General features: G+C 66.4%; 24 protein-coding genes. 5 read left to right on the top strand and 19 right to left on the bottom strand.

Features of this window, described 5'->3' with window-relative positions:
• Positions 1–15 precede the first annotated feature (15 nt).
• The 5 genes from NFH98_RS07895 to rpoE form a co-directional block, all read right to left on the bottom strand.
• Positions 16–1,437, bottom strand: a complete 1,422-nt coding sequence (locus NFH98_RS07895; protein WP_222516985.1) for a DegQ family serine endoprotease — start codon at positions 1,435–1,437, stop codon at positions 16–18.
• A 195-nt stretch (positions 1,438–1,632) separates the two neighbouring features.
• Positions 1,633–2,058, bottom strand: a complete 426-nt coding sequence (locus NFH98_RS07890; RefSeq protein WP_349622460.1) for a SoxR reducing system RseC family protein — start codon at positions 2,056–2,058, stop codon at positions 1,633–1,635.
• Positions 2,055–3,158, bottom strand: coding sequence for a MucB/RseB C-terminal domain-containing protein (locus tag NFH98_RS07885; protein ID WP_349622459.1), 1,104 nt, complete (start codon positions 3,156–3,158; stop codon positions 2,055–2,057). The genes NFH98_RS07890 and NFH98_RS07885 overlap by 4 nt, the downstream gene beginning before the upstream one ends.
• Positions 3,159–3,249: 91 nt before the next feature.
• Positions 3,250–3,990 carry a sigma-E factor negative regulatory protein gene (locus NFH98_RS07880; RefSeq protein WP_045993479.1) on the bottom strand — a complete coding sequence of 247 codons (741 nt, stop codon included), beginning with the start codon at positions 3,988–3,990 and terminating at the stop codon, positions 3,250–3,252.
• A 276-nt stretch (positions 3,991–4,266) separates the two neighbouring features.
• Positions 4,267–4,869 carry an RNA polymerase sigma factor RpoE gene (gene rpoE / locus NFH98_RS07875; protein WP_108132698.1) on the bottom strand — a complete coding sequence of 201 codons (603 nt, stop codon included), beginning with the start codon at positions 4,867–4,869 and terminating at the stop codon, positions 4,267–4,269.
• Between the two features lie 301 nt (positions 4,870–5,170).
• On the opposite strand from rpoE, the gene NFH98_RS07870 reads away from it, so the two are divergent.
• On the top strand, positions 5,171–6,244 hold the full coding sequence (locus NFH98_RS07870; protein WP_045993477.1) for a 3-deoxy-7-phosphoheptulonate synthase: 1,074 nt from the start codon (positions 5,171–5,173) through the stop codon (positions 6,242–6,244).
• A gap of 181 nt (positions 6,245–6,425) precedes the next feature.
• On the opposite strand, the gene dinG is transcribed toward NFH98_RS07870, so the two are convergent.
• A complete protein-coding gene (gene dinG / locus NFH98_RS07865) occupies positions 6,426–8,573 on the bottom strand; it encodes an ATP-dependent DNA helicase DinG (RefSeq protein ID WP_349622458.1) in 2,148 nt (715 codons plus the stop codon).
• Between the two features lie 102 nt (positions 8,574–8,675).
• Positions 8,676–9,950: an ATP-dependent RNA helicase RhlB gene (gene rhlB / locus NFH98_RS07860; protein ID WP_124804378.1), complete on the bottom strand. Its 1,275-nt coding sequence runs from the start codon at positions 9,948–9,950 to the stop codon at positions 8,676–8,678.
• Between the two features lie 214 nt (positions 9,951–10,164).
• On the opposite strand from rhlB, the gene NFH98_RS07855 reads away from it, so the two are divergent.
• A complete protein-coding gene (locus tag NFH98_RS07855) occupies positions 10,165–10,428 on the top strand; it encodes a hypothetical protein (protein WP_045993474.1) in 264 nt (87 codons plus the stop codon).
• Positions 10,428–11,243, top strand: a complete 816-nt coding sequence (gene xthA / locus NFH98_RS07850; RefSeq protein ID WP_349622457.1) for an exodeoxyribonuclease III — start codon at positions 10,428–10,430, stop codon at positions 11,241–11,243. Before NFH98_RS07855 ends, xthA begins: the two co-directional genes overlap by 1 nt.
• A 148-nt stretch (positions 11,244–11,391) precedes the next feature.
• Here the strand turns inward: xthA and NFH98_RS07845 are convergent, their stop codons facing one another.
• From NFH98_RS07845 to NFH98_RS07795, 11 genes are all read right to left on the bottom strand, one after another.
• A complete protein-coding gene (locus NFH98_RS07845) occupies positions 11,392–12,045 on the bottom strand; it encodes an SCO family protein (RefSeq protein ID WP_349622456.1) in 654 nt (217 codons plus the stop codon).
• Between the two features lie 135 nt (positions 12,046–12,180).
• Positions 12,181–12,618, bottom strand: coding sequence for a copper chaperone PCu(A)C (locus NFH98_RS07840; RefSeq protein WP_349588897.1), 438 nt, complete (start codon positions 12,616–12,618; stop codon positions 12,181–12,183).
• Between the two features lie 100 nt (positions 12,619–12,718).
• Entirely contained in the window at positions 12,719–13,054 is a 336-nt protein-coding gene (locus NFH98_RS07835) for a hypothetical protein (RefSeq protein ID WP_349622455.1), read from the bottom strand.
• Between the two features lie 51 nt (positions 13,055–13,105).
• Entirely contained in the window at positions 13,106–14,320 is a 1,215-nt protein-coding gene (locus tag NFH98_RS07830; protein WP_349622454.1) for a tetratricopeptide repeat protein, read from the bottom strand.
• A 33-nt stretch (positions 14,321–14,353) separates the two neighbouring features.
• A complete protein-coding gene (locus NFH98_RS07825; protein ID WP_108132695.1) occupies positions 14,354–15,175 on the bottom strand; it encodes an energy transducer TonB in 822 nt (273 codons plus the stop codon).
• Positions 15,172–15,582, bottom strand: coding sequence for an ExbD/TolR family protein (locus NFH98_RS07820; RefSeq protein WP_045993419.1), 411 nt, complete (start codon positions 15,580–15,582; stop codon positions 15,172–15,174). The genes NFH98_RS07825 and NFH98_RS07820 overlap by 4 nt, the downstream gene beginning before the upstream one ends.
• Positions 15,575–16,114 carry a MotA/TolQ/ExbB proton channel family protein gene (locus NFH98_RS07815; RefSeq protein WP_045993418.1) on the bottom strand — a complete coding sequence of 180 codons (540 nt, stop codon included), beginning with the start codon at positions 16,112–16,114 and terminating at the stop codon, positions 15,575–15,577. Before NFH98_RS07815 ends, NFH98_RS07820 begins: the two co-directional genes overlap by 8 nt.
• Positions 16,092–17,558, bottom strand: coding sequence for a MotA/TolQ/ExbB proton channel family protein (locus NFH98_RS07810; protein ID WP_349622453.1), 1,467 nt, complete (start codon positions 17,556–17,558; stop codon positions 16,092–16,094). The genes NFH98_RS07815 and NFH98_RS07810 overlap by 23 nt, the downstream gene beginning before the upstream one ends.
• A complete protein-coding gene (locus NFH98_RS07805; RefSeq protein WP_349622452.1) occupies positions 17,558–18,412 on the bottom strand; it encodes a DUF3450 domain-containing protein in 855 nt (284 codons plus the stop codon). Before NFH98_RS07805 ends, NFH98_RS07810 begins: the two co-directional genes overlap by 1 nt.
• Before the next feature lie 306 nt (positions 18,413–18,718).
• Positions 18,719–19,645: an electron transfer flavoprotein subunit alpha/FixB family protein gene (locus NFH98_RS07800; RefSeq protein ID WP_108132691.1), complete on the bottom strand. Its 927-nt coding sequence runs from the start codon at positions 19,643–19,645 to the stop codon at positions 18,719–18,721.
• On the bottom strand, positions 19,642–20,394 hold the full coding sequence (locus NFH98_RS07795) for an electron transfer flavoprotein subunit beta/FixA family protein (protein WP_045993416.1): 753 nt from the start codon (positions 20,392–20,394) through the stop codon (positions 19,642–19,644). Before NFH98_RS07795 ends, NFH98_RS07800 begins: the two co-directional genes overlap by 4 nt.
• A 379-nt stretch (positions 20,395–20,773) precedes the next feature.
• Between NFH98_RS07795 and NFH98_RS07790 the strand changes: the two genes are divergently transcribed.
• Positions 20,774–22,441, top strand: coding sequence for an electron transfer flavoprotein-ubiquinone oxidoreductase (locus NFH98_RS07790; protein ID WP_045993415.1), 1,668 nt, complete (start codon positions 20,774–20,776; stop codon positions 22,439–22,441).
• 312 nt (positions 22,442–22,753) lie between these two features.
• A complete protein-coding gene (locus NFH98_RS07785) occupies positions 22,754–24,013 on the top strand; it encodes a dicarboxylate/amino acid:cation symporter (RefSeq protein WP_349622451.1) in 1,260 nt (419 codons plus the stop codon).
• Between the two features lie 191 nt (positions 24,014–24,204).
• Here the strand turns inward: NFH98_RS07785 and NFH98_RS07780 are convergent, their stop codons facing one another.
• Positions 24,205–25,065 carry a sulfurtransferase gene (locus tag NFH98_RS07780; RefSeq protein WP_348827906.1) on the bottom strand — a complete coding sequence of 287 codons (861 nt, stop codon included), beginning with the start codon at positions 25,063–25,065 and terminating at the stop codon, positions 24,205–24,207.
• Positions 25,066–25,144 lie beyond the last annotated feature (79 nt).

Here is a 25,144-nt window from a genome sequence, read left to right as displayed (position 1 = left end):
TCAGCGGGACGCGCCTCAGTCGTCGGCCAGTCGCAGCGCCACGAACAGCGAGCGACCGTCACGGTACAGACGGACCGGCACCGCCTGATCGGCAGGCAGCTCACGCACCAGCTGGCTAAGCTGGCGACCGCTTTCCACCGCGACCTGGTTGACGCTGACGATGATATCGCCACGCCGGATACCGGAAGCCGCCGCCACGCCACGCGGATCGACGTCGCTGACCCGCACGCCGGCGTCGATGCCGTACTTGTCACGCTCGGCGTCGGACAGCGACTGCACCGCCAGACCCAGGCGTGCCGGCGACGCGCTGCCGGACGACTGACCGCTGCCACCGGCCAGTTCCTCGGGCCAGTCGCCAACGGTGACGCTGAGGGTCTTGCGATCCCCGGCGCGCAGCACGGTCAACTCGACCTCGCTGTCCGGGGCGACACGGCCGATCAACCGCGGCAGGTTGCTGGAGCGCTCCACCGTCTCGCCATTGACCGCGAGCACGATGTCACCGGCCTGGACGCCGTCACGCGCCGCAGGTCCGTCGGGATCGACGTCGGCGATCAGGGCACCCTCGGGGCGGTCCATGCCGAACGACTCGGCCAGGTCCTTGGACACCGGCTGAATCATCACACCGAGCCAGCCCCGGGTGACGTGACCTTCGCTTCGCAACTGGTCGGCGATGTCCATGGCGACATTGATCGGAATGGCGAAGGACAGCCCCATGAAGCCACCGCTACGGGTGAATATCTGGGAGTTGATGCCGATCACCTCGCCGTCGAGGTTGAACAGCGGTCCACCGGAGTTACCCGGGTTGATCGCCACGTCGGTCTGGATGAAGGGTACATAGGCGTCACGCGGCAGGGTGCGGTTGATCGCCGAGATGATACCGGCGGTGACCGAGTGATCGAAGCCGAACGGCGAACCGATGGCGGCCACCCACTCCCCCACCTTGAGATCGTCGGAGTCACCCAGGGATAGCGTCGGCAGATCGCTGGCATCGACCTTCAGTACCGCCACGTCGGTCTTCTCGTCGGCCCCGACCAGCTCGGCCTTGAGGTCACGACGGTCATTGAGGCGCACCATGATCTCGTCGGCGCCCTCCACCACGTGGGCGTTGGTCATGATGTAGCCGTCGGCGTCGATGACGAAGCCGGAGCCCAACGACTGACGCTCCTCGGTGCGACCACCGCCTCCGCCGGGCGGCACCGGGAAGCGATCACCGAAGAAATGACGGAAGATGTCGGGGATTTCCTGGCCACCGAAATCGCCGAAGGGCGTGGAATAGCCCTCGGTGACCCGGGTCGTCGAGATGTTGACCACGCCGGGGGCGGCCTCTTCGACCAGTTCGGTGAAATCAGGAAGATCCCTGGCCAGGCTGGATTGGGCGACAACCATTCCCACTACCAGCGTCATCCACATGGACAGGGTGCGAGTCATTGGCTTCATGCAAGGCTCCTGCGTAAGACTCAGATAGGACTCAGAGTGCATCGAACGCAACCTCGAGGGTCGCTTCTTGTAGTACCGTCACGCCGCCAAAAGGTTCAGTCATTAGCGGGCAAAATAACGCGACAAGGGCCCGTGAAGTGTTCGGGCAAAGGGCCATCACAACAGGGCTATCACAACAGAGCTATCACAACGGGGCTACGGCACCAAGGTGGGCCGATACGCCTCGGCGCGGCGGCGCAGATGCCGGCGCAGCACCACGCCGCCGAGGGCCAGGCCCGCGATAAACACCAGCGGCAGCGACCAGTGATCCGGCGACTGTGCGTTGGCGGCAAGGGTCGCCCCCAGCGCCAGCCATAGCGGCAGGCCGTAGACCAGCACGCTGGCGCGCACCAGGCTCGTCCGGGACAGGGCCAGGGTCACCGTCTGCCCGATGGCGGGACGCTGCTCGGTATCGATCTCGAGCTCACGCCGATCGTCGCTCCTGCGCAGCAGCCAACGCGCCCCGCAGCCGCCCCGAGCAGCGCAGCGCCCGCAGCCGCCGGTTGCCGCCAGCGCTACCCTGACCCCTGCGGTCGTCCAGCCCACCACTCGCGCCTCTGCGGTCGCGCAGTCGGTGCTCATGACGACGCTTCCTGATGGACATTGCTCACCGCCTCAGGGCGCGCACCATCGCTAACACCCTGCGACTGCCCCTCGGCCAGTTCAAGGGTTTCGGCCACCTTGACCAGCACGCTGGGGGGCAACTCGCCTACCGCCACCACCTGAAGCAACTGGCCTTCACGCTGCACTCGGCGCACCGCGGCGTGACTGGCACCCAGTCGATGGACACCCGGCCTTAGTACCCGTGAACCCGCTACCGGTTCGACGAACAGGCTGATGGTCGACAGGCCGTCGCTGTACAACTTGTGGCGGCGAGGCCCATCGCTGTCCGATGCCATCGCCATCAACGGCTGGGCAACAAAGCCGCGAGGCAGCCAGCCTGCGCGCCAGTCGAGCCTGGCCGAGGACGGCGGCCGGCGCAGCTCCACCTTGCCGTCGTAGCGTTCCGGCGGCGTCATCGCCACCAATTGGAAGGTATCCAGCACCTGGCCCCGCTCGTCGATCAGGGTGCGCTTCAAGGGAATGGCCGTCTCGCGGTCGAGCCAGATGCGATAGCCGTAGCGCATGGCGTCAAGCGGCAACAGCTCCAGACGGATCGCGTGACGATTGGCGATTCGCTCCTCGCCGTCGAAGCGCAGCCGATAGAAGCGTGACAGGTGCTCGACCAGCGCCTGGGGAGAGGCCGGCGCCGCCCCCTGGCTATCACCGAGCTCGAAGCGAAAGGCGCCCCCCTCTCGCAGCAGCGAGCGACTGGGGCCATCGAGGAAGTGGAGGCGATCGCGCTCGACGCCCTGCTGGATGTCGCGAGCCACCGACAGCGTCACCACTTCCTCATCGACGATGCGAACGGCGCGCGCCTGATACTGGTAGCAATGGGAAGCCCAGACACTGCGCTCGAACCAGTCTCCCGGAGACTCGGGAGGTGACAAGGCGGTCAAGGCGCTGCAGTCGTAGACGCTCTGGATACTATTCGGATCAGCTACCGAGTCAGCCGAGGCCTCGGCGTTCGCCGTTACGGCGTCGACACCAGGGTCGGCAACGGCCTGGGCGGGAAGAGAAAGACAGACAAGGGAAAGCGTCAGCCAGCCGGCCAACGCTGCAAGCGACCCCTGATGTGGCATAGAAATCATGTCCTGACAGGCACTGCTGAGAATGCGCTCGGCCCCACAGGGCCGAGCAGATCATTGCTATCTCGATGCCAGATCGATCACCTCAACGGGCTTCCGCCGGGGTGCTGCGCAGCATCGGCATCCAGTTGTCGGCACTGCTGAAGGCCGCCCCCTGGGCATGACGATCGAGGTACGACTGCAACAACTGGGCCTGCGCCTGGTCACTGACCCGCGACTGCTGGGCAGATGGCGACAGCATCATCGGCGAGGCCACCTGGGCGCCGACGGTCATCAGGCCATTGCTGGAGCCTGTGCCGGACTGAAACATCGGCAGATCCATCAGCGAAGGCCGGGATGCCGCTACGCTGGCAAGCTCTGCACCTGGCACGGCGGACGCCGTCTGTGCTGCGCCGCTATTTACACCGCCGCTTACGCCACCCGCAGCCCCGCTGCTGGCCACACCGGCACCGGAACCGTCGATGGAGCCATCGAAGGCGCCGTTGTAGAACTGAACCCCGCTGATCACCATCAACGAGACCGCCGCGGCAATACCGGCACCGCGTGCGAGCCCCATTCCGCCGCGCTTGGCGACCGCGCCGTCGGCGGGAGCCTCCATCTGCGGCGCAGGCTCATCCTCGAGGCGAGCCAGGATACCGGCGGACAGATCCACCGAGGGGTCACTATCGGTCTCGCGGCGCAGCGCGGCACGCATCAAATGGTAACGACGCCAGCTCTCGGCGCTGTCCTGGTCGCTCTCGAGCGACTTCAGCACTCGACGCAATTCCAGCTCGTCACCTTCATTGTCCATCAGGGCTGAAAGCGATTCCCGTGCGTTCAGACTCATTCTCCACACCTCATTTCGACGAAGCGTCGCGCCTCCAGCTCCATAGACCACCGGAGATGCGCCAGGTTCCGCCACCGATTCTCGGTTACTCGCCACCGGCTCGAGCGCCAGGTGACGACCGTCGTTGATTGTTGCATCGGGCCGGTCACTGGGTAAGACGCCCAATCTGGCGAACAGTTCATCCCAATTTGAAAAAAATGGGGAATTCGGCAACAAAAGGGGTCGCCCTGCCTCACCCCTGCGCCCACGACCAGCTCACAGGCTCGCGATAGCGAATCAGGGAAGTGACTCGGCGTTTCGCGAGGTCGTCATCAGCGGCTGAATATGTTGATCCACCGCCTCCCTGGCGCGAAAGATGCGCGAGCGCACGGTACCCACCGGGCACTGCATGATCTGGGCGATATCTTCATAGGAAAGACCATCGAGCTCGCGCAGGGTGATGGCGGTGCGCAGGTCATCGGGAAGATTCTCGATCGCCTCGAATACCGCCGCCTCGAGCTGGTCCCTGGCGATGGACGCCTCCGGCGTCTCGATATCGGCCAGCCGGCCACTCATGTCGACGATCTCGGCGTCATTGATATCCAGATCGCTGCCCGGCGGACGACGCCCGCGGGACACCAGATGATTCTTGGCGGTGTTGATGGCGATGCGGTACATCCAGGTATAGAAGGCGCTCTCGGCGCGAAACTTGCCAAGCGCCCGGTAAGCCTTGATGAAGGCTTCCTGGGCCACGTCCTGCACCTCGGCATGGTCGCTGATGTAGCGGCCGATCAGGCCCAGAATCTTGTGCTGGTACTTCTTGACCAGAAGGTCAAAGGCTCGGGTATCGCCCTTCTGCGCGCGCGCCACCAGCTGCTGGTCCGTTTCCTTGGGCGTCATGTCTCTCCTCCCCGACGATGTCGGGCTGACGACGCCGGACCCTCGGTCTGGCCCTTGGCAACAGGGTGCCACCTTTCGCCTGTCGGCGATGTATAGGTCATGGGTCTCGTCATGATAAAAGGCACAAGTGTTCCTGTTTCCTTGGCTCGCATCAAGCGTTCTCTGAGTGCATCTCTCGACGCCGCTCCGACATCGGGTGCGCGACAAGGTTCCCTCAGGCGATTGAATTTACCCCTCCCTCAAGGGATAGTAGAGCCACGCAGAAACGTCAGCGCTGACACGATACACACAGGTAGACCTCATGTCCGACAAGCAGGTGAACAACCTCAACGTCCTGGCCCAGGATGTTCTCGTCACTCCTGAGCAGTTGAAGCAGGAAATTCCTCTTTCTCCCGAGGCCGAGGCCACGGTGATCGAGGGCCGCAAGACCGTGCAGAACATCCTCGACGGCACCGATCCCAGGCTGCTGATGGTGGTGGGCCCCTGCTCGATCCACGATGTGGACGCCGCGCTGGACTACGCTCGTCGCCTGCGCCGCCTGGCCGACGAGGTGAAGGACAGCCTGTACATCGTGATGCGCGTCTACTTCGAGAAGCCGCGCACCACCGTGGGCTGGAAGGGTCTGATCAACGACCCCCACCTGAACGGCTCCTTCGAGATCGAGGAAGGCCTGCACATCGCCCGTCGCCTGCTGGTGGAGCTCTCCGAGCTGGGCCTGCCGCTGGCCACCGAGGCACTCGACCCGATCTCGCCCCAGTATCTGCAGGACTGCATCAGCTGGTCGGCCATCGGCGCCCGCACCACCGAGTCCCAGACCCACCGCGAGATGTCCTCCGGCCTGTCATGCCCGGTGGGCTTCAAGAACGGCACCGACGGCAGCCTCGACGTGGCCGTCAATGCGCTGCAGTCGGTCGCTCACCCGCACAACTTCCTGGGCATCGACCAGCAGGGCCAGGTGGCGATCATCCGCACCCGCGGCAACGCCTACGCCCACGTCGTGCTGCGCGGGGGCAACGGCAAGCCGAACTACGACAGCGTGAGCGTAGCGCTGGCCGAGCAGGAGCTGAAGAAGGCCGGGGTCAAGCCCAACATCATGATCGACTGCTCCCACGCCAACTCCAACAAGGACGCCGCCCTGCAGCCGCTGGTGCTCGACAACGTCACCCACCAGATTCTCGACGGCAACCGTTCGATCATCGGCCTGATGGTCGAGTCCAATATCGGCTGGGGCAACCAGAAGATCACCGAGGACCTGAGCGAAATGGCCTACGGCGTCTCCGTGACCGACGCCTGCATCGACTGGGACACCACCGTGGAGGCCTTCCGCAGCATGAACGAACGCCTGGCGCCGGAGCTGGCAAAGCGGGTGAATTGATTCGCCCCTGGTGCGAGGCAAGGGGCTGAAAGGCCCCGACGCCAGGCGCCAGCGGCGCCATCATCCCCAGCGCCAGCGACGCCTGCAGAAGCAACGCCCACGACAGCAAGGAGCCCGCCAAGTTGGCGGGCTCTTTGCTTCTGCCGGCATATCACGCCTGCCTCGCGAGGCGCGGCGTCCCTCAGCCGGCCTGGCTTACGCCGTCGACCTCGCGCACGAAGGGCGGTAATGCGTCGAGCAGCGCGCGGCCGTAGCGGCGAGTCAGCACGCGGCGATCCAGCAAGGTGATGCGGCCACGGTCGGCCTCCTTGCGGATCAACCGACCACAGGCCTGGACCAGCTTGATCGAGGCATCCGGCACGCTTATGCGCATGAACGGGTTGCCGCCCTGGCTCTCGATCCATTCCGCCAACGTCGCTCCCACCGGGTCGTCCGGCACGGCGAACGGCAGCCGCGTGATCACCACATGGGTCAGGTAGTCGCCGGGCAGGTCGATGCCCTCCGCGAAGCTCGCCAGACCGAACAGGATGCTGCCCTCGCCGGCGTCGATACGCTGGCGATGGCGGCTGACCAGCTCACGCTTGGGCAGACGGTCCTGGGCCAGCACTCGCTCTCGCCGTTCCCGCGACAGGGCCTTCTCCACCCCGCGCAGCTGGGCCCGGGACGAGAACAGCACCAGCACCGCTTCCTTGTCGTCGAGAGCCTCGACGAAGTCGACGATGGCCCGCTCGTGGCCGTCACGGTCGGCGGGGTCCACCGCCTCCCGGGGCACGCTGAGCACCGCTCGGGAATAGTCGAAGGGACTCGGCAGACGCTGGTAGCGATAGCGGTTGGCCAGCCCCGCCCTCTCCTGCAGGCGCTCGAAACGGCCCAGGGCGGTCAGGGTGGCCGAGGTCACCACAGCGCCGTGACAGCGCCCCCACAACGAACGCGCCAGGGTATGGGCTGCGGATACCGGACTGGCCGAGAAGATCAGCTCGGGCTCGCCCTGGAAGCGCTCCAGGGTCAGCCAGCGTGCCCGCGGCGGCGCGTCCGCCGGATCGCCCTCGGCAAAGGCCTGCCACAGGGCGTGGGCCTCCAGCGCCCGGCCGTGCAGCAGCGCCAGCAGCGGCAGCCAGGCCTCGGCCTGCTCCCGGGCAAGGCCGGTGGACTTCTCCGGGTCCAGGCTCTCGCGCAGGATGTCGGTCATCGACTCGAGCAGACGGCAGAGCTCGGCGAAGGGCACCACCAGCGCCTCGGCCTGGGCCCGCAGGGCCTCGGGCACACGCCCCATCTCGAAGCGGTGCTGAGCACCGTCCTCGTCGTCGTTGAGCCCATGGGGCCGCTCGGCCAGCTGGTGGCCCAGCGCAAACACCTCGCCCAGGCGTGGCTCCAGCGCTTCCATCGCGGTGGGCAGCGCGCCCAGCAGTCGCGCCAGGGTCGGCTGCACGCCCAGGGCCGTATTCAGCTCGGTCAGCGAGCCCCTGAGGTTTCTCAGCCAGCGCAGCCCGCCGCCCACGCTGAAGCGATGGGTAAAGTGGGAGATCGCCTTGTCCGGCAGGTGGTGGCCCTCGTCGAAGACGTAGATACAGTCGGCAGGGTCGGGCAGCACCAGGCCGCCGCCGAGCGCCAGATCCGCCAGCACCAGATCATGGTTGGCGACGATGACGTCGGCCTGATCCAGGTCGCGCCGAGCACGAAAGAAGGCACAGGCACCGAAGTGCCCGCAGCGGCGATTGGTGCACTGGCGGTGATCCACCGTCAGTCGCCGCCAATGGCTATCGTCGATGGCTTCGCCCCAGCTATCGCGATCCCCTTCCCAGCGACCGTTGCCGTAGGCATCTCCCATGGCGGCCACCAGCGCCTTGAAGTCATCGCCGGTGGCGGCGTCCAGGCTCTGCTCGAACAGCGACAGGGTCGGGTTTTCCTCGGCGCCGTCCATGGCCGCGTCGAGCTTGGCCACGCACACATAGCGCCCGCGCCCCTTGGCCAGGGCAAAGTCGAAGGACAGTCCGCTGTGGGCCTTCAGCGACGGCAGGTCCTGGTGCAGCACCTGCTCCTGCAGCGCCACCGTGGCGGTGGCCAGCACCAGGCGCTTGCCGCGCGCCTTGGCCACCGGCAACGCCGCCAGCAGGTAGGCCAGGGTCTTGCCGGTACCTGTGCCCGCCTCCAGCACGCAGACGTGCTCATCGCTCACCCGCTTGCCATCCTCGTCGGTCTCGATGCCGGCCAGGGTGCGGGAGATCTCGGCGATCATCAGCCGCTGGCCGTAGCGCGGGGTCAGCTCCAGCGCCTCCAGCACCCGACGATAGGCGCTTTGAATCTCGCTCTTGAGGGCGTCGTCTAGCATGGCGGGTCCACGACAATTGAAAAAAAGGACAAGGGGGAGAGACGCAAAGGGCCGGCGCTGGGCCGGCCCTGACTGCGTACAAGCGTCAAACGCCTGACGGGCTTACAGAAGCCCTTCCGGCGGATGCTCGCAGGGCAGCTTATCGCCGATGAAGCGCTCGATCTCGGGCAGCGAGAAGGCGTCTTCTTCACCCACGAAGCTGATCGACACGCCCTTGGCGCCGGCACGGCCGGTGCGCCCGATGCGGTGGACGTAGTCCTCCGGATCCTCGGGCAGGGTGTAGTTGATCACGTGGCTGACGTCCTCGATATGGATGCCACGGCCGGCCACGTCGGTGGCCACCAGCACCTGAATCTCGCCCTCGCGGAACTGCTCCAGGGTGCGGATGCGCTGGTTCTGCGGCACATCGCCGGACAGCATGGCCACATTGATGTCGGCCTTCTTCAGCAGGTCCAGCAGCTTGCGCACCAGATCGCGGCGATTGCCGAACACCATCACCCGGTCGAACGACTCCTGCTGCAGCAGGTTGACCAGCAGTCGCTGCTTGTCTTCGTCGCCCACCATGTACACCCGCTGATCGATATCGGCGGCGTTATCCACGGTGACCGCGATCTCGACGTGGGCCGGCTGATGGGTCCACTGGCTGGCCAGGTTGAGGATGTCCTCGGTGAAGGTCGCGGAGAACAGGAAGGTCTGCCGCTCTTCGGTCTTCGGCGTGTAGCGGATGATGCGCTTGACGTCGGGAATGAAGCCCATCGACAGCATGCGATCGGCCTCGTCCAGCACCAACACCTCGACCTGACCGAGGTCGATGTCTCGCTTCTGCTGGAAGTCCAGAAGGCGGCCCGGAGTGGCCACCAGGATATCGACGTTGCCGGCAAGCCCCTCGCGCTGCTTCTGGTAGTCCATGCCACCGACGACGCTGGTCACCTTGAGCGAGGTGAAGCGCGCCAGGGCCTTGGCGTCCTTCTCGATCTGCAAGGCAAGCTCGCGGGTCGGCGCCACGATCAGTGCGCGCGGCGTCCCCGGCTTCTGGCCATCCGGCACCTCCTCCTCGAGGAAGTAGGCCATCATGGAAATCAGGAAGGCGGCGGTCTTGCCGGTACCGGTCTGGGCCTTGCCCACCACGTCTCCACCCATCAGGGTGTGGGTGAGGGCCTCGGCCTGAATCGGCGTGCAGTACTCGAACCCGAGCGCATGGATGGCGCGCATCAGCGGCAGCGGCAGATCGAAGTCGTGGAACCGCCACTTGCCCGCCACGGCGGGCACCTGAAACTGGCGCAGATCCCAGTTGGACTGGCGGCGCCTCGGCTTGCGGCGACGACGCTTGGGCTTGCGGCTCTCGGCCGGTGCGGTGGTCTGTTCCGACTCGCTCATAGGCTGTGCTGTGTGTCCGTCTCGAAGAGAAGTTGAAGGAAAGCGGAAAGCGTCGAGGCAACGGCACAGGGCCCCCTCGAGTTTCCTCAAGCCGGGTATTGTACCAGCGTCTGGCCGTTTGGGCTTGCCCGATGCGCATCGAATCGTGTCTAGCGGCTGTCCTGGCGGCCCCGCACTGATAGAATGTGCCCATTGAATACAGGAGCCCCGCGTCATGACACGCCGCAAGAAGACCCGTTCCCTGGCCGACAAGGTGACCATCCGTACCGGTCGGCGCAAGGACTACAAGCAGTGGCGCCACGAAAATCCCGATGAGGTCACCTCATCACGGCGCTTCTCCGCCAAGAAGCGCCAGCAGCGCAAGGCCCAGGCCGCACGCCGGCTGGAGCGCATGCGCGCCGCCCCGTCGATCGAGATTCACCCCGAAGGCAAGGGGCCGGACAGCAGTAACAGCGACAGCAACAAGGGAGAGCAGTAATGCGCCTGGTGTGCTTCAACATCAACGGCATCCGCGCACGCCTGCACCAGCTCGAGGCGCTGATCGCCTCCCACCAGCCCGACCTGATCGGGCTGCAGGAAACCAAGGTCCAGGACAGTGAATTCCCCCGCGAGGCGGTGGAAGCCATGGGCTATCAGGTGCACTTCCATGGCCAGAAGGGTCACTACGGCGTCGCCATGCTGACCCGCGAGGCCCCGGAGGAGGTTCGCTATGGCTTTCCCGACGACGGTGAAGACGCCCAGCGCCGCATGATCGGCGTGCGTCTGCGCGCCGCCGACGGCGAGCATGTATGGGTCTACAACGGCTATTTCCCCCAGGGCGAGAACATCGAGCACCCGACCAAGTTTCCCCACAAGCGCGCCTTCTACGCCCAGCTCCAGCGCCTGCTCGACGAGGACCACTCCCCCAGCGAACGCCTGGCGGTAATGGGCGACTTCAACATCTCGCCCGCCGACATCGATATCGGCATCGGCGAGGCCAGCCGCAAGCGCTGGCTGCGCGAAGGCAAGACCAGCTTTCAGCCGATCGAGCGCGAATGGCTGGATGGCATCAAGGCCTGGGGCCTCGAGGACAGCTATCGCCGCCTCTACCCCGAGGTGGACGATCGTTTCAGCTGGTTCGACTATCGCTCGAAGGGCTTTGATCGCGAACCCAAGCGGGGCCTTCGCATCGACCATATCCTGACCACGGCACCGCTGTCCGAGCGCGTCACCGACGCCGGCATCGACTACGACCTGCGCGCCATGGAAAAACCCTCGGACCACGCCCCGGTGTGGACCGAACTGGATCTTTAGAACTTCACAACACCACGCGCGGCACCAGAGACTGCATCAAGCTGCCACGCAGCGAGGCGTGAAGGCGCGTTACCATCGAGACGCGAAAGGGCCACTTCAGGTGGCCCTTTGCTTTTCCAGCTGCATTTTTGCAAGAAGATGGGGACCTCTACCCCTTCTCCACCAGCCGTCGAATGTCTGCAGCGATGGAGTCCACCGGGTCGGTGTCGCGCATCAACAGACGGGCGTCGCCGCCTGAATCGAAGGCGAAGATGGCGCTGGAATGGTCGACGTCGTAGCTGCCGTCGGCCTCGGGTTCGCCCAGACGATAGCTGACACGGTAGCGGTTGGTGACCGCGTCGAGTGCAGCCTTGTCGCCGGTAAGACCGATAAAGCGCGGTCCGAAGGCTTCGGTATAGGCGTCGAGCACCTCGGGGCTGTCGCGCTCGGGATCCACCGAGACGAACAGCACCCGGACGGCGTCGCGGGTGGGCTCGTCGAGTTCCCGAATCACCGCTGACAGCCGCGCCAGCGCGGTGGGACAGACGTCCGGGCAGTGGGTGAAGCCGAAGTAGACCAGGGTCGTCTTGCCAGCGTAGTCACCCTCATCGACAGGCTGGCCGTTCTCGTCGATCAGCTCGAAGTCCAGCGCCGGCATGGCGTCGGAGATGTCGGTGCCACGCCAGTTGACGTCCTCGCAGCCGGCAAGGGCAAACAGCGCTGTGGTAAGCAGCAGTGCCGCACCAGCCCTGGCGACTGCCTGGCTCGCACCAGCTCCCCTTCTCTGCACCTTGCCATTGCCGCCGGTTCTGCCCTGTCGCATTGCCAACCTCGTAACTTTCAATTCATGGGCCGTTGTCTCGGCTCTACTTTGCAGCCCCTGCTCCCGACACCGTTCTCTCGACATCACTTTGCCCACCCAACTGTCTCAGCAGTCTCAGCTGTATCAAGAGCGTCGTTACAGCGCTGCCGGCGAGACCACCTCGAAGGTCGTCTCGACGCGCTCATCCCCTTCGAGGATCAGGCGGACCTCGACGTCATCGCCAATGTTCAGCGACTGTTGCGGCTTCATGAACATCAGGTGATAACCCTGGGGGGCGAACTCGCGGGTCTCGCCGGGGGACACTTCGAAGCGCTCGACGCCGTGCATCATGGCCATGCCGTCTTTCTCCATGCTCATGTGCAGCTCCACCGAGGCGTAGGCGTCGGTCTCTGCTCCGACCACCGCTGCCGGCTCGTCGCCCGCATTGTAGAGCTTGAAGTAACCGGCACCAGGGCGGTCGCCGGGCAGCATGCGCAGCCTGGCGTCGCTGATCTCTAGCTCGGCGGCAAGCACCGGGGTAGCCGCCAGCAGCGACAGCAGTCCGGCAACCAGGGTGCCCTTGAACATGCGCATGAAAACGTCTCCTTGAGAAAGTGCCGGCACGAGCCTGTGTCGACGAAGGTGGCTCAGTCGTCAAACGCCGACCAACACCGGTCACCGTCGATGGAGACCGTCAGCACAGCGCCGACAGGCCACAGTGGGTATTGAAACGACGGGAGTTGACGTCCAGCTCCACCTCGCCGCTCTGAGTATCAAGATAGAAGGAGGCAAAGCCTTCGTCCGATGCCAGCCGATAGGAGCCGCACACGCCATAGCCGTAGCGCACCTCCTGCAAGTTGGCGAGCTCGATCGGTGCCGAGGTCTGAAGTGACGCCGCCAGGGCGGCGCGCGTGTCATCGTCCAGACGGCTGTCGGACATCGCCTGGGAGCCAAAGATGGCCGCCCCGAGCAGCACCACGGCCACCGCGGGAACGATGACCAGCAATATGAGGCTTCTGGAATTCTTCATGGGGCGAATTCTACGCTGAGGGTCATTTTTGCCACAAGGCAGCGAGCCGCCTCAGCCAGCGCCTTCATCGGAGGTTCGAGGTGAATCCGTGGCGCCAGCGCCAGGTTCAGCGGCCGCGCCCTGCCCCGTCTGCGAGCCCGCAGACAGCGCGCCCAGCCAGGTTTGCGCCTCGTCCTCGCCCTTGGCGAGTGCGCGGTTCAATGCCTCGCGCGCGGTCTGTTCGCGGCCCCAGCCTGCGGCAATCTGTCCCAACCGGAGCCAGTCCGAGCCAGCGTCGGAACGCTCGGAAAGAGTCTGCCAGGCGTCCAGCGCCTGGTCATGGTCGCGAGCCTGAAACCAGGCCTCGGCCAGCAACCGGCGACGTTGCTCGCTATCCTCGAGGACGCCTTCCGCCAGCGCCCGTTCGAGCAGCTCGGCGGCGCGTGCGGGGGTACCGGCGGCCAAGTGGAGCTCGATGCGACGTTCAAGGTCATCGTTGCCGGACAGGGCGCCCTGACGCCAGCCGGCCTCCCACAGCGCCGCGGCCCGGACCGGATCACCCAGGCGCTGGGCCATGGCCGCGGCCCGGCGCCAGGCATCGGCATCAGCAGGATCGGTGGCAAGCCGCGCCTCCAGGGCCGCCAGGGCCTGATCGAGACGACCGCTCTTGTGCATCACGCCACCGGCGAAATCGAGCCGCGCCTGACTCGGCTGCGGGTCCGCCGCCTTGGCCCGTTCGACCCCATCGGCGGCGGCCTCCCAGTCCTCGTCGGCGGCCGCCAGCTCGGCCAGGGTCCAAAGTGCCTCGACATCCTCGTGGCGTAACAGCCAGTCCTCCAGCAGCGCCCGCGCCTGCTGACGTTGCTGCGCCTGGATGCGCTGTTCAATCTCCTGGCGCAGCCAGCGATCTCGCTGGGCCTGCTCGACCCCATCGATCCGGCGGGCGCTGGCCAGGTGATCGGCCGCCTCCTCGGGCCGGTTCTGGGCCGACGCCGCCCCGGCGGCAAGCTGCAGGTAGAGCGCCCTGGCCCAGCGGTCCGAGGCGTTGCCTCCGGTGAGCCGCTCGGCCTGGCTCTCGGCCTTGGCCTCGACCCCTGCCGGGTCGTCGGCCAGGCGCTGCTCGAGGCCCTTGAGGTCGGCGATGATGCCACCGGACAGGGTCGGCGCGGCGCTTGCCGCAGGACTTGCCAGTGCGCCGGCCAGACCCGCCATCAGGCCCAGCGCCAAGGCGGCACCAGTGCCTTGCAGGTAGCGCCCCAGCGGGGTGGTCTTCAACAGTACTGCCATGGCGATCGACCCCTTGTGTGGCTATCTCGACATCTATCTCAACTGGAACTCGAGTCGTTGACGCGCCCGCCGAAGCCCTGACGCCGCCTCGAAGCGCCAGCCGGCGATGGCCTGACGCGCAGCGTCCTCGAATACCCGGCGGGGGCTGGCCTCGAGTACCTGAATGCTGCCGCGATCGACGCTGCCGTCGGCGCGGATGATAAATTGCATCACCACATAGCCCTCGAGCCCACGACGCTGGGCCCGGCGCGGGTACTCCGGCGGCACCTTGCGCGTGGCCCGGGCCGAGGTGCCCACGTCCACCGGCTCGTTGGAGGCAGGCGCGGCGGCGCCGGCCCCCGCCGCACTGGCGCTGCCCGTGTTGCTGGTCGCATTGGTGGCCACGCTGGGCGCTGGCGTTGGCTGTGGTGCGGGCTCGGGCTGCGGTGCGGGCTCAGGCTGCGGCGTCGGCTCCGGCCGGGGTTTCGGTTCGGGCCTGGGCTCGGGTTCGGGCTCAGGTTCAGGTTCTGGCGGCGTCTCGGTCAGCTCCGGCAAGGCGCTGTCCAGCGCCTTGGGCTCTCGTGGCGGCGGTACCACCTCGGGGTCCGGCAACTGGATCTCGCTGACAGCGGTCTGGGCCGGGCTCGGCGGCGGCGGCGCGGCGGCCACCGGCGGTGGAGGTGGCGGCGCCGATGCCGAAGCAGCGGAGGCCTCCGCCGGGGCCTCGGCCTGGGGCGCCACCGCCTCGGCCAGGCTCAGAGTGATTTCCTCGCGCAGCTCAGGCTCGGCCTCCGGTGGCACCACCAGCAGCGCCAGCAGGGCGAACAGTACCAGGGTCAGCAGGCTACCCGCCGCCAGAGAGACCACTCGCCTCATGCGTCGGAGCTCCTTTCGGCGGCGACGGCAACCTTTTCGACACCGGCGTCGCGCAGCCGGTCCATGGTCTCGATCAGCACCCCGGTGGCGGCGTTGCGATCGGCCTGGATCACCACCGAGCCATCCTCGGAGAGCATGCCGGCGACGGTGGTGCCGACGCGATGGATGTCCACCGGCTCACCGTCCACCCACAAGGCGCCTTCCGGTGTGATCGCCACCAGCACCTGGACGTCGGGACGGGAAGAGGCGGCGCTGGACTCGGGCCGCTCGATCTCTACCCCGCTCTCCTTGATGAAGCTGGTGGTCACGATGAAGAAGATCAGCATGATGAAGACCACGTCCAGCATCGGGGTCAGGTTGACCTCGCTGGCCTCTTCGGCGCCGGCGGACAGTCGACGTCTACGCATGTGCATCCTCCGCGGCGCGGGCAAGGCGGTCGTGCAGCCGCTGATCCTCGCGCCGAATGATATGTTCAAGCCGTGTAATGAACAGAAGCCCCACCACCGACACCGCCATCCCGGTCAGGGTCGGCAAGGTGGCCCGGGCAACGCCGTCGGCCATGGCGCGGGCCTGGTTGCTGTCGGCCATGGACAGACTGTCGAATACCGTGATCATGCCGGTCACGGTGCCGAGCAGCCCGAGCAGCGGGCAGATCACCACCAGGAGCTTCAACCAGGGCAAGGGGCCACGCAGGCGTCGGATCAGCTCCGTTACCCAGACCTCGCGCAGGGTGCGGGCACTCCAGCTCTGGTGGTCGGGCCGCTCGACCCAGCGGCGCATCAGTTCGGCCCGGGCCGGGCGATAGTGGAAGCGAAAGAACCACCAGCGCTCGAGCCCCACCGAGAACAGCAGCATGGCCACCACGGCGATCACCACCAGCACCGGCCCGCCGGCGTCGATCAGCCGGACGAGGGGATCAAGCCAGGGGTGCATCGGCATGGCGCCTGCTTCCTTGCTTAGCGTCGGTGGCCGGCTGCAGGGCCTTGCGATCGGCTTCCAGACGGTCGGCCAGCACCGCGCTGGCGCGGCCTTCCATGGTGCCGATCAGGGCGCGCGAGCGTGACGACATGGCGGTATGGGCGAACAGCAGCGGTACCGCGGTGATCAGGCCCAGCACCGTGGTCACCAGCGCCTGACTGATACCGCCGGCCATCAACTGGGGGTCGCCGGTGCCGAACACCGTGATCGACTGAAAGGTCACGATCATGCCGGTCACCGTGCCCAGCAGGCCCAGCAGCGGCGCCACCGCAGCGAGCATCTTGACCAGTGCCTGGCCGCGTTCGAGACGCGGCTGCTCGGCCAGCATCGACTCGTCCAGACGTGCCTCCAGGGCTTCGGGAGCATGGCCGGCACCGAAGGCGTGGAAGCGCTGAAGCACCCGGCCCAGGGGGTTGTCATTGGACAGCTCATCCATGTTGGCGAGCTGGCGACGGGTGGTCATGCTGACCCGCAGCAGGTACAGATACTGGCCAAGGGCGATCAAAAGGCCCAGGGCGCCCAGGGTGACCACCACATAGCCGACCGCACCGCCCTGATGGAAGCGCTCGAGCAGCGTGGGCTGGCGCGACAGCGCCTCGATCACCCGTCCGTCGACGGGATCCACCGGCAGCAGCTGGCCATCGCCTGACTGATAAGCGTCGAGCACAGCGCCGACGCGCTCCGGGGTGTGCTCGAGGGCGGAGAGCCGCCCTTCGTCGCCGACCCGCTCGAGCAACTGGCCGCCGCCAAAGGCCATCAGGTCACCCACACGGGTCACCTGGCGTGGCGCGACCTCACCGCTGCCTGCGGCCACCGGCGCCTCGAATCGGCGCACCAGTCCGGTCTCGGCGGTCAGCCCCATCAGGCTGTCGGCCAGGGTCTCGATCTGGGCGACGGTCAGGATGGCGTCGTCGTCCAGCCGCGGCGGCAAATCGACGTCGGCGCCCAGGGTCAGCAGGCTCTGGCCGAGATCGTCTCTCAGCTCACCACTGGTGCCGGCCACCGCGCTGAACACCGCGTTGAGGTCGCCGCCCTCGGCATCACGCTGGGCACCGATTTCGTCCAGCGCCTGACGCGCCTCGGCCATCTCGGCCTCCAGACGCTCACGCTCTTCCCGGGCGGCGTCACGACGGGCCTCGGCCTCCTCGAGCGCGGCCGACAGCGCGTCACTGTCCTCCACCAGCTCGGCCAACCTCGCCTGATCACGCGCCTCGGCGGCCTCTCGCTCCAGCTTGAAGCTCGACAGTACGCTGTCGCTATCGCTGTGCTGCTGGGCCATGGCGGCAGGCGCAGCGGCGGCCAGCAGCGCGGTCACGGCGGCACCCAGCACCAGCCTGCGGGCGAGGCCCTTGCCCATCGGGTTGTGCCGGTTCAGCGACACCGGGAAATCCGTCAAAGACACCATCAGGAACGCTCCTCGATCGGTTGGGTCAGCGGCAGCGTCAGCAGTTCCGGTGCACGCTGGTCACGCACGATCTGCAGGCCCTTCTCCACCTGGTCGCGCTCGGCAGCGGACAGCGACTGCCAGCCTCCGTCGTCCCATACGCCACCGTTCTGGCCATCCGGGGTCAGGTAGTACCAGCCCACGCGTCCCAGTCGCAGGAAGTCGACCTCGCGGGTCTGATCGCCCTCTTCCAGGGTGCCGCGCCAGGCATCGAGATCGCGCCCATAGTCGAGCTCGGCACGCCAGGCCGCCAGCACCCGCTCGAGCTTCTCGGCTGCGGTCAGCTCGGGGTTGGCCAGGGAGGATTCGAGCGACGCCACCCGGGCCTTGCGCTCGCCATGGAGGAATGGCACGTCCTGATCGACCCAGGCGTCGAGGCGGCGGGTCATGTCGTTCAACAGGCCCGGCAGGGCGTCGCGGGTCTCGGCCATGGTCGCCATGCCCTGACTGCGCTGCTCGAGGGTCGCCTTGAGCTGCTCGAGCTGGGGGGCCAGCGCCTGGTTGTAGGACTGAAGCCGCTGGGCCTCCTGCTCGGCCTGGCGCAGCGCCTCGATACGCTGACGCACCTCGTCGTCGGCCTGGTCGATCCGCGCCTGCAGCTCGGCCTGGGTCGTCTGGGCCGCCAGGGCCTCGTCGCCGAGATTGTCCGCCGTGTTCTGTGCCTGGGCTACCCCGCTGTGCCCCAGCGCCAGCGCCAGCGCACAGGAGACGCCCAGCAGGCTGTTCCTTGCCGCTGCGCCAGCCGTCACCACATCGCTGGGGCTAGCCTGTGATGGCCCGGCGAAGGGCCGCCCGTTGATCTGCTTGTTCGCCATTCCAAGGCCTCCGACCTGCTCTCGCGCCGCCTTGGGGCGCCGCGTCAAATGCCACGACAGTACCCGAAACACGAATTGTTATCAATGCGAGCAAGGTGCCTCTACCCCGAGTTCATCGCTGTCAACACCTCTCGGGCAAGGGCATCGACGCCCCTGTCCGACAGCGGATCGGCACGCCTGGCGAGGGGTTGGCGGCCATGCACATCGATGCCAGACACCCACCAATAAAAACGCCGTGGCGTTGGCCGCCACGGCGTTTGTCAGCGTTGCCGGCCTAGCCGGCACAGCCGTTTCTACATCTTGCACTCAGAGCTTGCTGTCGAGCTCCGGAATGGCCTCGAACAGATCGGCCACCAGGCCATAGTCGGCGACCTGGAAGATCGGCGCCTCCTCGTCCTTGTTGATGGCGACGATGACCTTGGAGTCCTTCATCCCGGCCAGGTGCTGGATGGCTCCGGAGATGCCCACGGCGATGTACAGGTCCGGCGCCACGATCTTGCCGGTCTGGCCGACCTGCATGTCGTTGGGCACGAAGCCGGCATCCACCGCCGCACGGGACGCACCGATGGCGGCGCCCAGCTTGTCGGCGATGTTGTCGAGGATCTTGAAGTTCTCGCCGCTGCCCATGCCGCGACCACCGGAGATGACCACGCGGGCAGCCCCCAGCTCGGGACGATCGCTCTTGGCCAGCTCTTCACCGACGAAGCTCGACAGGCTGTTGTCGATGCTCGCCTCGACCGGTTCGATGGCAGCGGAGCCACCCTGGCCGACGGCGTCGAAGGCGGTGGAACGCACAGTGATGACCTTGAGCGCGTCCTCGCTCTGGACGGTGGCGATGGCGTTGCCGGCGTAGATCGGACGCTTGAAGGTGTCGCCGCTCTCCACCGCGATGATCTCGGAGATCTGGGCCACATCCTTCAGTGCCGCCAGGCGCGGCAGCACGTTCTTGCCGGTGGTGGAAGCGGCCGCCAGCACATGGCTGTAGTCGTCGGCCAGGGCCACCAGCAGGTCGGCGGTGGGCTCGGCCAGCAGGTGAGCGAAGGTCTCGCTGTCGGCGACACGCACCTTGCTGACACCATCCAGCTTGGCTGCGGCCTCGGCCACGGCGGCCACGTCCTGACCGGCGACCAGCACGTCGATATCACCACCGATAGCCTGGGCGGCGGCCACCACGTGGGCGGTGGCGTCGGCCAGCTGGCCGTCGTGGTGTTCTGCCAGAACCAGAATGCTCATGAAATCACCTTCGCTTCATTCTTCAGTTTGTCCACCAGCTCGTCCACCGAGCCCACCTTGACGCCACCCTGGCGCTCGGCCGGCGGCTCGACCTTGACCAGCTTGAGACGGCTGGCCACCTCGACGCCCAGATCGGCCGGGGTCATCACGTCCATCGGCTTCTTCTTGGCCTTCATGATGTCCGGCAGCTTGGCGTAGCGCGGCTCGTTCAGGCGCAGGTCGGTAGTGACCACCGCCGGCAGCTTCAGCGACACCGTCTGCAGTCCGCCATCGATCTCGCGGATGACCTTGAGGGTCTCGCCTTCGACTTCCACCTCGGAGGCGAAGGTGCCTTGGGCCATGCCGGTCAGCGCGGCCAGCATTTGACCGGTCTGGTTGTTGTCGGAGTCGATCGCCTGCTTGCCGAGGATGACCAGCTGCGGCGCTTCCTTCTCGACCACCTTGGCCAGTGCCTTGGCCGCGCCCAGCGATTCAACGCGCTCGTCGCTCTCGACGTGGATGGCGCGATCGGCCCCCAGCGCCAGGGCCGTGCGCAGCTGTTCCTGCGCCGCCTTCGGCCCCACGGTCACCGCCACCACCTCGGTCGCCACGCCCTTCTCCTTCAAGCGCACCGCCTCTTCCACGGCGATTTCGCAGAAGGGATTCATGGCCATCTTGACGTTGGTCAAGTCAACGTCGCTGCCATCCGGCTTGACCCGGATCTTGACGTTGTAGTCGATGACGCGTTTGACCGCGACGAGTACTTTCATGTTGTCCTCGCTTGGTTCATCTGGGGAACCTTGAATGTAAGGAAGGAACCATCAACACGTTGGCGGTGACGGGCACCGCATCGATTTACGCATCGCGTGTCCCGAGAGGACACCACGATTGAGAACTTTTCGCTATGCCCTTATGCGTTTCATGCAAGCGTTTGATAGGGGCTCGGTGCGTACCTTCAATGTGCCACAGGCCGGGCCTTGGCAACAATCCCCGCATGCCGAGTCGACCATTGGGGAGGGTCGACCATCGTAAGGATGACCCGACGACGCTATTATGCCTATCATGGGACACACCGTGAAGCAAACGACCGTTTAAAATCTGTACGACGTTGGTGGCACCCCGACGTCACGCCGAGGAGGAAAGCACCCGATGGCAGAACAAGTAGAACGCGACACCATGGAGTTCGATGTGGTCATCGTCGGCGCCGGTCCGTCTGGACTGGCCGCCGCCTGCCGACTGATGCAGCAGGCCAACGAGGCCGAGCAGGAACTGACCGTCTGCGTGGTCGAGAAGGGCTCCGAGGTGGGCGCCCATATTCTGTCCGGAGCGGTGCTCGAGCCCCGCGCGCTATTCGAGCTGTTCCCCGACTGGGAGGAGCGTGGCGCCCCGCTGACCACCCCGGCGGTGCGTGACGAGCTGTACCTGCTCAAGGACGCCGAGAAGGCCCAGAAGCTGCCCAACGCGCTGGTGCCCAAGAGCATGCACAACACCGGTGGCGACATCACCCGCTATGTGATCAGCGCCGGCAACCTGTGCCGCTGGCTGGCCGAACAGGCAGAGTCCCTGGGCGTCGAGATCTTCCCGGGCTTCGCCGCCCAGGACGCCATCGTCGAGGACGGCGTGGTACGCGGCATCCTGACCGGCGACATGGGCGTGGCCGCCGACGGCAGCGAGAAAGGCGGCTACGCACCGGGCATGGAGCTTCGTGCGAAATACACCCTGTTCGCCGAGGGCGCCCGTGGCCACATCGGCAAGCGCCTGATCCGCGAATTCCGCCTGGACGAGGGCAAGGATCCCCAGCACTACGGCATCGGTCTCAAGGAATTGTGGGACGTACCGGCGGAACAGCACGAGCCAGGGCTGGTGCTGCACGGCTCCGGCTGGCCGCTGGACAAGAACACCCACGGCGGCTGGTTTCTCTACCACGCCGAGAACCAGCAGGTGGTGGTCGGCCTGATCATGGACCTGGCCTACCAGAACCCCTACCTGTCGCCGTTCGACGAGTTCCAGCGGATGAAGCACCACCCGGTGCTCAAGCGCTACCTGGAAGGCGGCAAGCGGGTGGCCTACGGGGCCCGTGCCATCGCCAAGGGCGGCCTCAACTGCCTGCCGAAGATGACCTTCCCCGGCGGGCTGCTGATCGGCTGTGACGCCGGCACCCTCAACTTCGCCAAGATCAAGGGCATCCACACCGCCATGAAGTCCGGTCTGGTGGCGGCAGAAAGCGTGTTCGAGTCGCTCAAGGACGGCAACGAGGGCGGCGACGAACTCAAGGCGTTCGAGGCCAGGTGGCAGGACAGCTGGGCCTACAAGGAGCTCGAGCAGACCGCCAGCTTCGGTCCCGCGATCCACAAGTACGGCACCGTGGGCGGTGGCGCCTACAACTTCGTCGATCAGTTGCTCGGCGGCAAGCTGCCCAGGGTCCACGACACCACTGCGGACCATGCGGCGCTCAAGCCCGCCAGCGAGTTCGAGAAGATCGACTACCCCAAGCCCGACGGCAAGCTGTCCTTCGACAAGCCCTCCTCGGTGTTCCTGTCCAACACCAATCACGAGGAAGACCAGCCCTGCCACCTCAAGCTCGAGGATTCGGAAATTCCGATCCACAAGAACCTGCCGGAGTACGCCGAGCCCGCTCAGCGCTACTGCCCCGCCGGGGTCTACGAAGTGGTCGAGGGTGACGATGGCCAGCCGCGTTTCCAGATCAACTTCCAGAACTGCGTCCACTGCAAGACCTGCGACATCAAGGACCCCGCCCAGAACATCACCTGGGTCGCCCCGGAAGGCGGCGGTGGTCCCAACTATCCCAATATGTGATCGCGGGCGGGCCGCGTCGCTGCCGAACGCGCCTCCACCATGACCCAGGGCGTTGACACGCCCGTTAGCCAACACCCTCAGCGGACGGGCCCAGCCCCGTCCGTTTTTTTATTGCTGGGCATACACTTAACGTCATAACAAATCGGTCTATTGGGCTTCTTGCCAAGACATCGCCGAGCCCTAATAGTGTGCCCCCTTATCGATCGCCCCCCCCCTGCCGCACACCCGCCTTGTCATCGGCCTATCCGGTCGAGCTCCAGGCCAGGGACAGCGACAGGGCAGCCGTGATCGAGGCCGCTACAGGGAGATACCATGGCCCACACCCGTCAAATACTGCTGGCCCTGATCCTCGGGATCCTGGCCGGCGGCGCCGTCAATCTGTTCCTGCCCCAGTGGGCGGGCGTCCTGGATACCCAACTGCTGACCCCGCTGGGTCAGGTATTTCTGCGCCTTCTGCAATTTATCGTGGTGCCGCTGGTGTTCTGCGCTCTGGTACTGAGCTTTACCCAGGTCGATCGCAGCGAAAGCGTCGGACGCTACGCCGGCAAGCTGCTGATGCTCTATGTGCTGACCAGCGCGGTGGCCCTGGCCATCGGCATGGGCATGGCCGCCTGGCTGAGCCCAGGCCTCGGCGTGGACAGCGCTCAGGCCGCCGGCGTCGAGGCCCGCGACCCGACCCCGCTGGCCCAGTGGCTGGTGGGCCTGGTACCGAAAAACCCCTTCGAGGCGCTGGCCGAGGCCAACCTGCTGCAGATCATCCTGGCCGCCGCCCTGGTCGGCGTGGCCGCCCGCCAGCTACCGGAACAGAGTCGGCCGCTGGTCTCGCTGCTGCAGAGCGGCTACGACGTGACTCTCAAGATCCTGTCGATGGTACTCAAGCTTGCGCCCATCGGTGTGTTCGCGCTGATCGCCTCGGTGGTGGCCACCCAGGGGTTCGACCTGCTGTTGAAGCTCGGCCTGTACGTGATCGGCCTGCTGGCGGCCATCGTCGCCATGGCGGTGTTCTATCTGGCCCTGCTGGCGATCACAGGTGCCCGCCCCCTGGCCTACCTGCGCCACTTCGGCGAGGCCCTGAGCTTTGCCCTTGGCACCGCCAGCTCCAACGCCACCCTGCCGATCGCCCTCAACAATGCCCGGGCCTACGGTGCGCCACACCAGCTCAGCGCCTTCGCCCTGCCCTTCGGGACCGCCCTTAAACGTGACGGCGCCGCCGTGCTCCAGGGCTTCAATGCGCTCTTCGTGGCGCAGCTGTTCGGCGTCGAGGTGACCCTGACCCTGGCCGCCACCATCTTCACCACCGGCCTGCTGGTATCCTTCTCCACCGCTGGCGTGCCGGGCGCTGGCCTGGTGGCCATGAGCACCGTGCTGTCGGCTGCAGGGCTGCCGCTGGAAGGCGTCGCCGTGGTCGCCGGGGTGGACCGCTTCACCGATGGCTTCCGCACCTCTCTGAACGTGATGGGCAATACCGCCAACGCCATGCTGCTGAGCCGTCTGGAGGGCCGCCACCATGCCGCCCACCCAGCCGCCCACCCAGACTCTGGCCAGACAGGCGCCAGCGAGGCAGGCCGCTAGACGATGAATCGACAGGGCCCGGCTGCGCAGGAGAGCCAGGCCCCACCTCGACCAGGTACTGATGATTCAGCGCCATGCTGATAGTCCAACGAGCACGGCCCCGTCACCTGATGACGGGGCCGTGCTCGTTGATGGTGTTGACGCTGAAGGACCGCTGTAGGCGCCACAAGGCGGCGCCGTCAGCAGTGGCGTCAGGAAGCGGTGGCGGGGCCGGTCTCGGCCGGGCGTGCGGGATCGCCGCTCCACTCGCTCCAGGAGCCGACATAGAGCCGCGGGGCCGGCAGACCCGCCAGGCGATAGGCGAGAATGTCATGGCAGGCGGTAACGCCGGAGCCGCAGTAGGCAATCACGCCAGGATCCTGCTGCGACTTCTGGGGCAGTTCTCTTGCTAAAGCCTCCGGCGACTTGAAGCGTCCATTGTCGTCGAGATTGAGGCTACAGGGGCGATTGACCGCACCAGGGATATGCCCGGCTCGGGGGTCCATCGGCTCGACCTCGCCGCGATAGCGCTCACCGGCCCGGGCGTCCACCTTCAGCGCCGCAGTCGACGCCATCTCCTCGAGGACGACGAAACGACTGTCGTCGAATTCGGGTGTCCACTGCGACGGCGCAGGAGGCGCACCCTCCCCCACCTCCCAGTCGCCATTGATGCTCTCCCAGGCGGCGAGGCCACCGTCGAGCAGGCGCACCCGCGGGTGGCCGGCCCACTCGCTCAGCATCCACCAGGCCCGCGCCGCCGCCAGCTGGCCGCCGGCATCATCGAGCACCACCACCTCGCGCTCAGGCGCGACGCCCAGTCGCTGAAGGGTCGCGGTGAAGTCGGCGTGGCTCGGCAAGGGGTGTCGTCCGCCTGCCCCGGAGCCAGCGTCCCTGGGCCCGGACAGGTCACGGTCCAGATCCAGGTGCAGACTGCCAGGGACATGCGCCTGACGCCACAGCGCCGCCCCGGCCTCGGGGTCGTTCAAGCGCACGCGGCAGTCCAGCACCAGCGGCGGGGTGTCGCCGTCTAGCGCGTGTCGCAGGCTATCGGCGTCGATCAAGGGATGGGTCATGACGAACTCCTTCTCATGTCAGAACACTGTCTGGTGGCGCAAGGCTTTATCGCTTCGGAGCCTTATCGTATCGAAGCGC

The organism is Halomonas sp. H33-56 (assembly GCF_040147035.1).
Taxonomy (GTDB): domain Bacteria; phylum Pseudomonadota; class Gammaproteobacteria; order Pseudomonadales; family Halomonadaceae; genus Halomonas; species Halomonas litopenaei.
The sequence above is the reverse complement of the archived record's forward strand: the minus strand, read 5'-3'. Positions and strand labels throughout refer to the sequence as shown.

Coding starts and splice junctions, on each gene's coding strand:
- NFH98_RS07895 (WP_222516985.1), bottom strand. CDS start 1,437: ATGAAGCCAATGACTCGCACCCTGTCCATGTGGATGACGCTGGTAGTG.
- NFH98_RS07890 (WP_349622460.1), bottom strand. CDS start 2,058: ATGAGCACCGACTGCGCGACCGCAGAGGCGCGAGTGGTGGGCTGGACG.
- NFH98_RS07885 (WP_349622459.1), bottom strand. CDS start 3,158: ATGCCACATCAGGGGTCGCTTGCAGCGTTGGCCGGCTGGCTGACGCTT.
- NFH98_RS07880 (WP_045993479.1), bottom strand. CDS start 3,990: ATGAGTCTGAACGCACGGGAATCGCTTTCAGCCCTGATGGACAATGAA.
- rpoE (WP_108132698.1), bottom strand. CDS start 4,869: ATGACGCCCAAGGAAACGGACCAGCAGCTGGTGGCGCGCGCGCAGAAG.
- NFH98_RS07870 (WP_045993477.1), top strand. CDS start 5,171: ATGTCCGACAAGCAGGTGAACAACCTCAACGTCCTGGCCCAGGATGTT.
- dinG (WP_349622458.1), bottom strand. CDS start 8,573: ATGCTAGACGACGCCCTCAAGAGCGAGATTCAAAGCGCCTATCGTCGG.
- rhlB (WP_124804378.1), bottom strand. CDS start 9,950: ATGAGCGAGTCGGAACAGACCACCGCACCGGCCGAGAGCCGCAAGCCC.
- NFH98_RS07855 (WP_045993474.1), top strand. CDS start 10,165: ATGACACGCCGCAAGAAGACCCGTTCCCTGGCCGACAAGGTGACCATC.
- xthA (WP_349622457.1), top strand. CDS start 10,428: ATGCGCCTGGTGTGCTTCAACATCAACGGCATCCGCGCACGCCTGCAC.
- NFH98_RS07845 (WP_349622456.1), bottom strand. CDS start 12,045: ATGCGACAGGGCAGAACCGGCGGCAATGGCAAGGTGCAGAGAAGGGGA.
- NFH98_RS07840 (WP_349588897.1), bottom strand. CDS start 12,618: ATGCGCATGTTCAAGGGCACCCTGGTTGCCGGACTGCTGTCGCTGCTG.
- NFH98_RS07835 (WP_349622455.1), bottom strand. CDS start 13,054: ATGAAGAATTCCAGAAGCCTCATATTGCTGGTCATCGTTCCCGCGGTG.
- NFH98_RS07830 (WP_349622454.1), bottom strand. CDS start 14,320: ATGGCAGTACTGTTGAAGACCACCCCGCTGGGGCGCTACCTGCAAGGC.
- NFH98_RS07825 (WP_108132695.1), bottom strand. CDS start 15,175: ATGAGGCGAGTGGTCTCTCTGGCGGCGGGTAGCCTGCTGACCCTGGTA.
- NFH98_RS07820 (WP_045993419.1), bottom strand. CDS start 15,582: ATGCGTAGACGTCGACTGTCCGCCGGCGCCGAAGAGGCCAGCGAGGTC.
- NFH98_RS07815 (WP_045993418.1), bottom strand. CDS start 16,114: ATGCCGATGCACCCCTGGCTTGATCCCCTCGTCCGGCTGATCGACGCC.
- NFH98_RS07810 (WP_349622453.1), bottom strand. CDS start 17,558: ATGGTGTCTTTGACGGATTTCCCGGTGTCGCTGAACCGGCACAACCCG.
- NFH98_RS07805 (WP_349622452.1), bottom strand. CDS start 18,412: ATGGCGAACAAGCAGATCAACGGGCGGCCCTTCGCCGGGCCATCACAG.
- NFH98_RS07800 (WP_108132691.1), bottom strand. CDS start 19,645: ATGAGCATTCTGGTTCTGGCAGAACACCACGACGGCCAGCTGGCCGAC.
- NFH98_RS07795 (WP_045993416.1), bottom strand. CDS start 20,394: ATGAAAGTACTCGTCGCGGTCAAACGCGTCATCGACTACAACGTCAAG.
- NFH98_RS07790 (WP_045993415.1), top strand. CDS start 20,774: ATGGCAGAACAAGTAGAACGCGACACCATGGAGTTCGATGTGGTCATC.
- NFH98_RS07785 (WP_349622451.1), top strand. CDS start 22,754: ATGGCCCACACCCGTCAAATACTGCTGGCCCTGATCCTCGGGATCCTG.
- NFH98_RS07780 (WP_348827906.1), bottom strand. CDS start 25,065: ATGACCCATCCCTTGATCGACGCCGATAGCCTGCGACACGCGCTAGAC.